The sequence below is a fragment of the Pseudomonas fluorescens genome (assembly GCF_001307275.1).
Lineage (GTDB): Bacteria > Pseudomonadota > Gammaproteobacteria > Pseudomonadales > Pseudomonadaceae > Aquipseudomonas > Aquipseudomonas fluorescens_AA.
Window position 1 is genome coordinate 4,695,645 of the sequence record NZ_CP012831.1, and the last position, 13,206, is coordinate 4,708,850.

General features: G+C 65.6%; 2 protein-coding genes (1 of these 2 cut by a window edge). Both read left to right on the forward strand.

The features are described 5' to 3' along the window. A complete protein-coding gene (locus tag AO356_RS21125; RefSeq protein WP_060741392.1) occupies window positions 1-12,552 on the forward strand; it encodes a non-ribosomal peptide synthetase in 12,552 nt (4,183 codons plus the stop codon). Next, window positions 12,553-13,206, forward strand: the 5' end (the start) of a protein-coding gene (locus AO356_RS21130) for a non-ribosomal peptide synthetase (RefSeq protein ID WP_060741393.1). Its footprint extends 10,425 nt past the window's final position; only the first 654 of its 11,079 coding nucleotides appear in the window; the start codon lies at window positions 12,553-12,555; its stop codon lies beyond the right edge, outside the window. It abuts the gene before it with no gap.

Below are 13,206 nucleotides of genomic sequence, written 5' to 3' on the forward strand. Positions count from 1 at the left end.
ATGAATGCTGAAGACGCCTTGAAACTTGCTCGCCGGTTTATCGGGTTGCCCCTGGAAAAGCGCCGGATGTTCCTGGCCGCGTTGGACAAGGAGGGCGTGGAGTTCAGCGGTTTTCCCATTCCCCGGGGTGTCGAGGCCGAGGATCGCCAGGCGTTGTCCTATGCCCAGCAGCGCATGTGGTTTCTCTGGCAACTGGAGCCGGGCAGCGGCGCCTACAACCTGCCGGGCGCGGTGCGGCTCAAGGGCGCGTTGAGCCTGCCGGCCCTGGAGCAAGCCTTCGCCAGCCTGGTGGCCCGTCATGAAACCCTGCGCACAGTGTTCCAGCGCCAGGCCGACGACAGCCTGCTGCAGGTCCCCTCCAACACAGCGCTGGCGATCAAGCGCCAGGACTTCAGCGCCTTGCCGGCGGCCGAGCGCGAGCAGGCGGTGCGCCAGGCTGCCGAAGCGCAATCGATGCAGCCTTTCGACCTGTCCAGCGGCCCGTTGCTGCGGGTCGAATTGCTCACGCTCGATGAGCAGGAACATGTGCTGCTGCTGACCTTGCACCACATCGTCTCCGACGGCTGGTCGATGAACGTACTGATCGACGAGTTCATCCGCTGCTACGACGCCCATGAAGCAGGCGTGGCGCCGCAACTGGCCGATTTGCCGATCCAGTACAGCGACTACGCCCTGTGGCAACGCCGCTGGCTGGAAGCAGGCGAGCAGGCACGTCAACTCGAATACTGGCAGGCGCAATTGGGCGATGAGCATCCCGTGCTGGAACTGCCCATCGATCACCCACGCCCGGCGATGCCCAGCTATCGCGGCACGCGCTTTGAGTTCGCTGTGGAGCCGGCACTGGCCGAGCAACTGCGCGCCACCGCCCAGCAGCACAACATCACCCTGTTCATGCTCCTGCTTGGCGCGTTCAACGTGCTGCTGCATCGCTACACCGGCCACACCGATATCCGCGTCGGCGTGCCCATCGCCAACCGCAACCGCGCCGAAACCGAAGGGCTGATCGGCTTCTTCGTCAACACCCAGGTATTGCGCACCGAGCTCGGCGGCCAGACCCGTGTCGATGAGCTGCTGCGCACGGTCAAGGACGCCGCCCTCGGCGCCCAGGCCCATCAGGACCTGCCGTTCGAACGGTTGGTGGAAGCCCTGAAACTGGAGCGCAGCCTCAGCCATACACCGCTGTTCCAGGTGATGTACAACCACCAGCCACAAGTGGCCGACATCGCCAGCATCCGCACGGCGTCGGGGCTGGAGTTGTCGATGCTGGAATGGCAGAGCCGCACCACCCAGTTCGACCTGACCCTCGACACCTGGGAAAAGGCCGGCAAACTGCATGCGGCGCTGACCTACGCCAACGATCTGTTTGATGCCGCCACGGTCGAGCGCATGGCCCGGCACTGGACACGGCTGCTGCACGGCATGGTCGCCGACAGCCGCGCGCTCGTCGGTGAATTGCCGCTGCTGGAAGCCGATGAGTACCAGCGCCTGATCCATGACTGGAACCCGGTGGATACGCCGTTCGACCAGGCGCTGTGCATCCACCAGATGATCGCCCGCCAGGCCCAGGCTGCACCGGATGCACTGGCGGTGACCTTCGCCAACATCCGACTGAGCTACAGCGAGCTCGACGGCCGCGCCAATCGCCTGGCCCATAAACTCATCGAATTGGGCGTGGACCCGGAAGTGCGCGTGGGCGTGGCGATGCCGCGCTCCGAGCACCTGCTGATCGCCTTGCTGGCGGTGCTCAAGGCCGGCGGCGCCTACGTGCCGCTGGACCCGGACTACCCGGCCGAGCGCGTGGCCTACATGCTCGACGACAGCCGCGCCCGGGTCTTGCTGACTGAGCAGGCGGTGGCGGCGACGCTGGACGTGCCGGCCGAAACCACCGTGCTGATGCTGGATCGGATCGAGCTGGGGCAGTACCCACTGGGTGCACCGGTCACCCACGTCACGCCAGACAACCTCGCTTATGTGATCTACACCTCCGGCTCCACCGGTCAACCCAAGGGCGTGGCGATTGCCCATCGCAACGTGCTGGCGCTGATCGATTGGTCCCGATCGGTCTACAACCGCGACGACATCCAGGGCGTACTCGCCTCCACGTCGGTGTGCTTCGATTTGTCGGTATGGGAACTGTTCGTGACCCTGGCCAACGGCGGCTCGCTGATCATCGCCCGCAATGCCCTGGAGTTGCCGCAATTGCCGGCCCGGGATCAGGTGCGGCTGATCAACACCGTGCCCTCGGCGATTGCCGCGTTGCAGCGCAGCGGCGAGATCCCGGCCAGCGTGCGCATCATCAACCTCGCTGGTGAGCCACTGAAGCAAAGCCTGGTGGATGCGCTATACCCACAACACCCTTCCTGTGGGAGCGAGCTTGCTCGCGATAGCGGCGGGTCAGCCCCCCATGGACCAACTGACAGGGCGCCATCGCGAGCAAGCTCGCTCCCACAGGGGGTAGAGCATGTCTACGACCTCTACGGCCCCTCGGAAGACACCACCTATTCCACCTGGACCCGGCGCACCGCCGGCGGCACGGCGAACATCGGCCGGCCCCTCAAGCACACCGCCAGCTACCTGCTGGACGCCGACCTGCAACCGGTACCCCAAGGCGTCTCGGCGGAGCTGTACCTGAGTGGCGCGGGCATCACCCGTGGTTACCTCGGCCGTGCCGCGATGACCGCCGAGAAGTATGTGCCCAACCCGTTTTCCACAACCGGCGAACGCCTGTACCGCACCGGCGACCTGACCCGTTACCAGGCCGACGGCGCCTTGCAATACGTCGGTCGCATCGACCATCAGGTCAAGGTCCGCGGCTTCCGTATCGAATTGGGGGAAATCGAAGCGCGCCTGCTGCAACAACCCCAGGTGCGCGAACTGGCGGTGCTGGCCCAGGACGGCGAGCACGGCCAGCAACTGGTGGCCTTCATCGTCCCGCGCGAGGCTGCGGTGCTGGCCGACGCCGACGCCCAGGTGCAATTGCGCGAAGCCCTCAAGGCCGCCCTGCGCGAACACCTGCCGGATTACATGGTGCCGGCCTACCTGGTGTTCCTCCCACAACTGCCGCTGACCCCCAACGGCAAGCTCGACCGCAAGGCGTTGCCGGCCATTGACGGCAGCGAGCAGCAGCGGGAATTCGTCGCGCCCCACAGCCCCATGGAAAAAGCCCTGGCGGCGATCTGGCAGGACGTGCTGAACCTCGACAGCATCGGCCTGGAAGACAACTTCTTCGAGCTGGGCGGTGATTCCATCGTCTCCATGCAAGTGGTCAGCCGGGCGCGGCAAGTCGGGATCGTGCTCAATCCCAAGGCCCTGTTCCAACACCAGACCCTGCGCAGCCTGGCGCTCGTAGCGCGCCAGGGCGACAGCCAGGCGATCGATCAGGGCCTGGCACGCGGCGCGGTGCCGTTGACGCCGGTGCAGCAGTGGTTCTTCGAGCGCGACATTCCCGAGCGGCAACACTGGAACCAGTCGCTGCTGCTGGTGCCGGGCGAACACCTTGATGCCGTGGCATTGGCCTCGGCCCTGGTCCGCTTGGCTGAGCACCATGACAGCCTGCGCCTGCGTTTTACCCAGGTGAACGGCCAATGGCAGCAAGCCTATGCCGAGCCGTCGGCGGCCAGTGTGTTGTGGCAGCGCCAGGCGACCTCGGTCGAACAACTCAACGCCCTGTGCGACGACGCCCAGCGCAGCCTCGACCTGGAAGACGGGCCACTGTTGCGGGCGTTGCTGGTGGACATGGTCGACGGCAGCCAGCGCTTGTTGTTGGCGATCCACCACCTGGTGGTGGACGGTGTTTCCTGGCGCGTGCTGCTGGACGATCTGCAGCAGTTCTACCGCCAACTGCAGGCCGGCCAGGCGATCCAGGTGCCGGCCAAGACCAGCGCTTATGGACAATGGGCCGCGCACCTGCACGGGCATCTCGATGGCTTCATGGCCAGCCTCGATTACTGGCGTGCCCAGGGGCATGCGCCGGCCGGCAACGGCTTGCCGTGCGATTACCCCGAGCGCCTGCTGCTGGCGTGTGACGAGCGCAAGGTGCAAGTGCGGCTGGACGCCGAACAGACCCGCCAACTGCTGCAACAGGCGCCCAAGGCCTATCGTACCCAAGTCAATGACCTGCTGCTGACGGCCCTGGCCCGTACGGTGTGCCGCTGGACCGGCCAGGACAGCACGCTGATCCAGCTCGAAGGCCATGGCCGTGAAGCGCTGTTCGATGGCGTTGACTTGACCCGTACCGTCGGCTGGTTCACCAGCCTGTTCCCGGTCAGCCTCAGCCCGGCGCCGGCATTGAGTGCGTCGGTCAAGGCCATCAAGGAACAGCTGCGCGCCGTGCCGGACAAGGGCCTGGGTTATGGCGTGCTGCGCTACCTCGGCGAACCGGCGGTGCGTGCCGAACTGGCGGCCATGCCGGCGCCGCGCATCACCTTCAATTACCTGGGCCAGTTCGACCGGCAGTTCGACGACGGTGCGCTGTTTGTTCCCTCTGGTGAAGGCAGTGGCGCGGCGCAACATGCCCGGGCTCCGCTGGCGAATTGGTTGACGGTGGAAGGCCAGGTCTATGGCGGCGAGCTGTCCCTGAACTGGGGTTTCAGCGAGCGGATGTTCAAGCAGCAGACCATCGAGACATTGGCGGCTGACTACCTCGCTGAACTGAGGACGTTGATCGAACACTGCTGCGCGCTGGAAACGCCACAGGCCACGCCATCGGACTTCCCCCTGGCCCGCATCAGCCAGGCGCAACTCGACAGCCTGCCGGTGGCTGCCGGGCAGTTGGATGACCTCTATCCACTGTCGCCCATGCAGCAGGGCTTGCTGTTCCACACCTTGTACGAGCAGGCGGCAGGGGAATACATCAACCAGTTGCGCGTGGACGTGCAGGGCCTCGATCCACAGCGCTTCGCCGACGCCTGGCAGGCCACCCTCGACGCCCAGGACATCTTGCGCAGTGGTTTTGTCTGGCAGGGCGATCTCGAGCAACCGTTGCAGATCGTCCATCGCCAGGTCGAGTTGCCCTTCACGGTCCTCGATTGGCGCGGGCACGATCACCTCGCCGAGGCTCTGAATGAATGTGCCGACGCCGAGCGCCGTCAGGGCTTCGACCTGGCGCGGGCACCGTTGCTGCGCCTGGTGCTGGTGCAGACCGAGGCCGAGCGCTGGCACCTGATCTACACCCATCACCACATCCTGATGGACGGCTGGAGCAACGCCCAATTGCTGGGTGAAGTCTTGCAGCGCTACAGCGGTCGCTTGCCCAAGGCCAATGTCGGGCGTTACCGCGACTACATCGCCTGGCTGCAGCGCCAGGATGCTCAACTGAGCGAGACGTTCTGGACCGGTCAGTTGGCCACCCTGCAAGAGCCGACGCGGTTGGCGCGCGTCATGTCCGCCAGCGAAATCCACAGCGGCCATGGCGATCACTTCCAGACCCTGGACGCGACCCGCACCCAGGCCCTGGAGCAGTTCGCCCGGCAACAGAAAGTCACCCTCAACACCCTGGTGCAAGCGGCGTGGCTGTTGCTGCTGCAACGCTACACCGGCCATGACAGCGTCGCCTTCGGTGCCACCGTGGCCGGGCGTCCGGCGGATCTGCCGGGCATCGAGCAACAGGTTGGCCTGTTCATCAACACCTTGCCGGTGATCGCCGCGCCACGTCCGGACCAGTCGGTCGGTGCCTGGCTGCAAGCCGTGCAGGTACAGAACCTGAGCCTGCGGGAGTTCGAGCACACGCCGTTGGCGGACATCCAGCGCTGGGCCGGCCAGGGCGGCGAGGCGCTGTTCGACAACATCCTGGTGTTCGAGAACTACCCGATTGCCCAGGCCCTGGCAGAAGGCGCGGGGCAGGGCGCGGTGTTTGGCGAAGTCAGTCACCTGGAGCAAACCCATTACCCGTTGAGCGTGGCGGTGACCCTCGGCGAGACGCTGGCGTTGCACTACAGTTTCGACCGGGCGCATTTCAGCCCGGCGGCCATCGACGGCATCAGCGCGCAGCTGTTGCATTTGTTGGAACGCTTCGCCGAGTCGGCGGCGCGCAACCTCGGGCAAATCGCCCTGGTCAGCGCCGAGGAACAGGCCCGGCAACAGGCCGCCAATCATCCGCAGCCGTACCCGACCGACATCGCCGTGCATCAGCGCATCGCCGATCTGGCGGCGCGCAAGCCCGACGCGACGGCGGTGATCTTCGACGGCCAGCGTTTCAGCTATGGCGACCTCGACCGACGCGCCAACCAGTTGGCCCACGCCTTGATTGCCCGTGGCGTGGCCCCGGAAACCCGGGTTGGCGTGGCCCTGCCGCGCAGCGAAGGGGTGATCGTCGCGCTGCTGGCGGTGCTCAAGGCCGGCGCGGCCTATGTGCCACTGGACACCAGTTACCCACGGGAACGCCTGGCGTACCTGATCGAGGATTCGGGGCTGGCGTTGTTGCTCACCGATTCCCGTGTCTCGGCACAACTGCCGCTGGAGGGGGCCGCCGAGGTGCTGGAACTCGACCGCCTGGACCTGAGCCTGCAACCGACGAACGCCCCAGCCGTGGGTATCGATCCGCAGAACCTGGCCTACGTGATCTACACCTCCGGCTCCACCGGCAACCCCAAAGGCGTGAGCGTGGCCCACGCTCCGCTGGCGATGCACTGCCAGGCCATCGGTGAGCGCTATGAAATGCAGGGCAGCGATTGTGAATTCCACTTCATGTCCTTCGCCTTCGACGGTGCCCACGAACGCTGGCTCACCAGCCTGACCCATGGTGCTTCACTGCTGATTCGCGACGACAGCCTGTGGACCCCGGAACAGACCTACAACGCCATGGCTGAGCACGGCGTGACCGTGGTGGCGTTCCCGCCGGTGTACCTGCAACAACTGGCCGAACACGCCGAGCGCGTGGGCAACCCGCCGAAAGTGCGCATCTACTGCTTCGGCGGCGATGCGGTGCCCAACGCCAGTTTCGAACGGGTCAAGCGCGCCCTCGATCCGGAGTTCATCATCAACGGCTACGGCCCGACCGAAACCGTGGTCACCCCGTTGATCTGGAAGGCCGGCCGCGACGTGGTGTGTGGCACCGCCTATGCACCCATCGGCAGCCGCATCGGCGACCGCAGCGCCTACGTGCTCGACGCTGACTTGAACCTGCTGCCCCAAGGCATGGCCGGTGAACTGTACCTGGGCGGCACCGGGCTGGCGCGGGGCTACCTGAACCGTCCGGGCCTGACGGCCGAGCGGTTTGTCGCCGACCCGTTCAGCCGCAGCGGCGGCTTGCTCTACCGCACCGGCGACCTGGTGCGCCAACGCGTCGATGGCACCTTCGATTACCTGGACCGCATCGACAACCAAGTGAAGATCCGCGGCTTCCGCATCGAACTGGGTGAAGTCGAAGCCAGCCTGCAAGCCCTCGACGGCGTTCGCGAAGCGGTGGTGGTGGCCCAGGAAGGGGCTGCTGGCAGTGGCAAGCGTCTGGTTGCCTATGTGGTGGCCGACGAGTCCGTGGATGAGGCTTTCGCCGAGCACTTGCGTGACCAGCTCAAGGCGACTTTGCCGGCGCACATGGTCCCAGCCTATCTGCTGCTGCTCGAACGCCTGCCGCTGACCCCCAACGGCAAGCTCGACCGCAAGAACCTGCCCAAGCCCGACGTCAGCCAATTGCAGCGAACCTACGTGGCACCGCGCAGCCCGTTGGAACAGCAACTGGTGTCGATTTGGCAGGACGTGCTCAAGCTCGCGCAAGTGGGCCTGCGGGATAACTTCTTTGAACTGGGCGGCGATTCCATCGTCTCGATCCAGGTGGTCAGCCGTGCTCGCCAGGCCGGTATCCACTTCACTCCCAAGGACTTGTTCCAGCACCAGACCATCGAGGCGCTGGCGGCGGTGGCCCAGACGGGCGCACCGCTGCAAGCGATCGATCAACGACCGGTCACCGGCGAAACGGCGCTGCTGCCGATTCACCAGTGGTTCTTCGCCCAGGCGATTCCTGACCGTCATCACTGGAACCAGTCGGTGATGCTCAAGCCGACCCAGGCGCTGGATGCCCAGGCGCTGGAGCAGGCCTTGGATGCCCTGGTCGCGCACCACGACAGCCTGCGCCTGGCCTTCATCGAGCAGGCCGCAGGCTGGACGGCGCGCTACCGTGACGGGGTGGCCGACGGGATTGTCTGGCAAGCCGACGTCGCCGATCTCGCCGCGCTGCAAGCCCAGGGCGATCAGGCCCAGCGCAGCCTGCAACTGGACGGCGGCTCGCTGATCCGCGCGGTGCTGGCGAATCTCGCCGATGGCACCCAGCGTTTGCTGCTGATCGTGCATCACCTGGTGGTCGACGGGGTGTCCTGGCGGATCCTCGTCGAAGATTTGCAGACGGCCTATCGGCAGGCACTGACCGGCGCAACCGTGCAGTTGCCGGCCAAGACCAGCGCGATCAAAGCCTGGACCGAAGCCTTGCAGGGCTATGCTCGCAGCGCATCCTTGCAGGCCGAACTGGGTTTCTGGCAGCAGCAGTTGCAAGGCGCCTCCACGGCGTTGCCATGGGATAACCCCCAGGGTGGGCGGCAACAGGCTCAGGCCATGACTGTCCGCACGTCACTGGACAAGTCCCTCACCCGGCAACTGTTGCAGCAAGCCCCGGCGGCCTATCGCACCCAGGTCAATGACCTGTTGCTCACCGCCCTGGCGCGGGTGATGGTGCGCTGGACTGGCGCTGACAGCGTGGTGGTGCAACTCGAAGGCCACGGTCGCGAAGAACTGTTCGAACACATCGACCTGACCCGCACGGTCGGCTGGTTCACCAGCCTGTTCCCGGCTCGCCTCACTCCCGCTGCCGAACTCGGTGCTTCGCTGAAGCAGATCAAGGAACAGCTGCGCGCCATCCCCCATAAGGGCATCGGTTTCGGTGCCTTGGCGCACCTGGGCGATGCGCCGGCGCGGCAAGCGTTGCAGGCCTTGCCGACGCCGCAACTGACCTTCAACTACCTCGGCCAGTTCGACGGCAGTTTCGCGGCGGCTGACGATGCCCTGTTCGTGCCCACCGCCGAGCATGGCGGTGAAGAGCTGAACATGCAGGGCCCGCTGGGCAGTCCGCTGGCGCTGGACGGCAAAGTCTTCGGCGGCGAGCTGGACTTGAGCTGGACCTTCAGCGGCGACCTGTTCAACGCCGCGACCATCCAGCGCCTGGCCGATGACTACCTGCAAGAACTCACCGCGCTCATCCGTCATTGCTGCGACAGCCAGCACCGTGGCGTGACGCCGTCGGACTTCCCGCTGGCGCGGCTGTCCCAGGCGCAATTGGACACATTGGTCCGAGCACCTCAGGCTGTCGACGACATCTACCCGCTGTCGCCGATGCAGCAGGGCATGCTGTTTCATTCCTTGCTCGGCCACGGCAGTGGCGATTACATCAACCAGATGCGCCTCGACGTCGAGGGCGTCGACCCGCAGCGTTTCCGCGCCGCCTGGCAGGCTGTGGTCGATGCCCATGACATTCTGCGTACCGGGTTCTTCTGGCAGGGCGACCTGGAGCAGCCGGTGCAAATCGTCCAGCGTCAGGTCGAGGTGCCATTCCGTGTGCTCGACTGGAACGGGCGGACGGATATCGACGACGCCTTGCAAACCCTCGCCGATGAAGAACGGGCCCAAGGTGTGGACCTGACCCAGGCGCCGTTGATGCGCCTGGTGCTGGTGCGCACCGGCACGGATCGGCATCACCTGATCTACACCAACCATCACATCCTGATGGATGGCTGGAGCAGCGCGCAGTTGCTCGGCGAAGTGTTGCAGCATTACCGCGGCGACAGCGTGGCACGCCCGACTGGCCGTTATCGCGATTACATCGCCTGGCTGCAACGCCAGGACGCGAGCCTCGGCGAAGGGTTCTGGACGCAACAGCTACGCACGCTGGATGAGCCGGTGCGCCTGGCCCAGGTGTTTGCGCGCCCGGCACAGGATGTCTCGGCGACGCTGTACGGCCATCACCGCATGCAGTTGGATGGGATGCAGACCCAACGCCTGGCCGAGTTCGCCCGCCAGGCCAAAGTCACCGTCAACACCCTGGTGCAAGCGGCCTGGCTGTTGCTGTTGCAACGCTACACCGGCAAGGCCAGTGTGGCGTTCGGCGCAACGGTGGCGGGGCGGCCGGCGGACCTGGTGGGTGTCGAGGGCCAGATCGGCCTGTTCATCAACACCTTGCCGGTCATTGCCAGCCCGCGTCCGGAACAGGACCTGGGCGACTGGCTGCACAGCGTCCAGGCGCAGAACCTGGCCTTGCGCGAGTTCGAGCACACGGCGCTGTTCGACATCCAGCGCTGGGCCGGCCTGGGCGGCGAAGCCTTGTTCGACAACATCCTGGTATTCGAGAACTACCCGATTTCCGAAGCCTTGGCACACGGTGCGCCTGAAGGCTTGCGTTTCGGTGCCGTGGACAACCTGGAACAGACCAACTACCCGCTGACCCTGCTGGTCAGCCTCGGTGCCGAGCTGGCGGTGCAGTTCAGCTACCAGTGCGCTCGTTTCACCGAGGCCTCGGTCGAGCAGATCGGCGTGCACCTGCAACGCTTGCTGCTGCAAATGATCGACGCCGGGCAACGACCCCTGGGCGAACTGAGCGTGCTCGACGAGCGCGAAACCCGCCAGCACGTGCAAGGCTGGAACGCCACCACGGCGGAATATCCCCAGGCGCGCTGCGTCCATCGGCTGTTCGAGGCCCAGGCCCGGCAAACGCCGGATGCCACGGCGCTGGTGTTTGCCGATCAGGTGCTGAGCTATGGCGAACTCAATGTCCGGGCCAACCGCCTGGCTCATTGTTTGATCGAACAGGGCGTGGGGCCCGATCGGCTGGTCGGTGTGGCGCTGGAGCGTGGCGTGGACATGATTGTCGCCTTGCTGGCGATCCTCAAGGCCGGTGGCGCCTACCTGCCGCTGGACCCGGCGTTCCCCCAGGATCGCCTGGCCTACATGATCGAAGACAGCGGCATCGAGCTGCTGCTGACCCAAAGTTCGCTGCTCGACCAGTTCTGTGGGAGCGAGCTTGCTCGCGATGGCGGTGGTTCAGTCAATGATGATGTTGAAGGTGAGGGCCTCATCGCGAGCAAGCTCGCTCCCACAGGGGGTGGGGTTGGCGTTAAGACATTGGTGTTGGATCAGGAGGGGGGCTGGCTCGACGGTTATGCCGGCGAGGCGCCGGCGACGCGCTTGGATGCGGAGCACTTGGCCTACGCCATCTACACCTCGGGTTCCACCGGCAAGCCCAAGGGCGTGATGGTGCGTCATGAAGCGCTGGTGAACTTTGTCGCCAGCATGGCCCGTGAACCGGGCATCACCGCCCGTGACCGGGTGCTGTCGCTGACCACGTTCTCGTTCGACATCTTCGGCCTGGAACTCTACGGCGCGCTGTTGAGCGGTGCCTGTGTGGTGCTGGTGGACAAGCAGAGTGCCCACGACCCCGAGGCGCTGCTCAAGACCATCGACCGGCAACAGGTCAGCGTGGTCCAGGCCACGCCCTCGACCTGGCGCATGTTGCTCGACCACCCGGCGTCCGGTTTGTTGGCCGGGCGCAAATGCCTGTGCGGTGGCGAGGCGTTGGCCGAGGACCTGGCCGAGCGGTTGCTCGACGTCGCTGGCGAGGTCTGGAACCTGTATGGCCCGACTGAAACCACCATCTGGTCGGCGGCCTACCGCTTGACTCAAGAGCACCGCGTGCCGTACCTCGGCCGACCGATCGCCAACACGTCGCTGTACATCGTCGGCGATCACTTCGCGCCGAACCCGGTCGGGCTGATCGGCGAACTGTTGATTGGCGGCGACGGCCTGGCCCGGGGTTATCACGACCGGGCGGCGCTGACCGCCGAGCGATTCCTGCCGGACCCGTTCGGCAATGGCACGCGGGTGTACCGCACCGGTGACCTGGCGCGCCAGCGTGGCGACGGCGTGATCGAGTACATCGGCCGGGTCGACCATCAGGTGAAGATCCGCGGCTTCCGCATCGAACTGGGGGAAATCGAAGCCTGCCTGCTGGCCCAGGAAGCGATCCGCGAAGCCGTGGTGGTGCCACAACCCGGGCCGGGCGGCCTGCAGTTGGTGGCGTACCTGGTGGCCACCGATCCAGAGACTGCCGAACCGACGGCGCTGCGCGAAGCCCTCAAGGCGCAGCTCGCGCCCTTGCTGCCCGACTACATGATGCCGGCGCACTGGCTGCTGCTCGAACGCTTGCCGTTGACCCCCAACGGCAAGCTCGACCGCAAGGCCCTGCCGCTGCCGGACGCCCAGCAACTGCTGCGTGCCTACGTGGCGCCACAAGGCGCCCTCGAACAGGGCATCGCCGACATCTGGCAAGACGTGCTCAAGCTCGAACGGGTAGGGCGCGACGACAACTTCTTTGAACTGGGTGGGCATTCCCTGCTGGCGACGCAAGCGACGGCGCGCCTGCAAATGGAACAGGGCGCCGCGGTGCCCCTGGACTTGCTGTTCAGCACCACGTCCCTGGCCGACTACGCCGCACAACTGGCGGCCCACCTGACGCCTCACTCCAGCGCAGACCTGAGTGAGATGCATGACTTCCTGGCAGACCTGGAGACCCTTTGAATGACTCAGCTCGATAACCTGTCTCTGGTTCAGCGATTCATCCGTTTACCGCTCGCCCAACGGCAAGCGTTCCTGCACAAGCTGCACAGCAAAAACATGAGCCTGGCGACATTGCCGATCCCGGCGATGCGCGACGAGTTCGAGAGCCTCGACCTGTCCTACGCCCAGGAGCGCCAGTGGTTCCTCTGGCAACTGGACCGCCACAGCGCGGCCTACCATGTGCCGACGGCGCTGCGCCTGCGCGGCGCCCTCGACCTGCCTGCGCTGCAACGCAGCTTCGACGCCTTGCTGGCCCGTCACGACGTGCTGCGCACGGTGTTCGTCGACAGCGCGCAAGGGCCCCGACAACTGGTGCAGGAACGTTTGAGCTTGGCGATCGAGCCGGTGGTGTTGCTGGACGAGTCCGCGCTCAAAGCCCTGATCGATGATGAAATCGCCGGGCTGTTCGACCTGCAGCAAGGGCCACTGCTGCGGGTCAAGCTGCTGCAACTGGCAGCGGACGACCATGTGCTGGTGCTGACCCAGCACCACATTATTTGCGATGGCGCGTCCGCTCGGATCATGGTCAACGACCTGGTCCAGCTCTATGCAGCCCACCGCAGCGGTCAGGCGCCGACCCTGGCAGCCTTGCCGATCCAATACGCCGACTATGCG

Bases quoted from the DNA above. Each gene is read 5' to 3' on its own strand.
- AO356_RS21125 (WP_060741392.1), top strand. From the start codon at position 1: ATGAATGCTGAAGACGCCTTGAAACTTGCTCGCCGGTTTATCGGGTTG.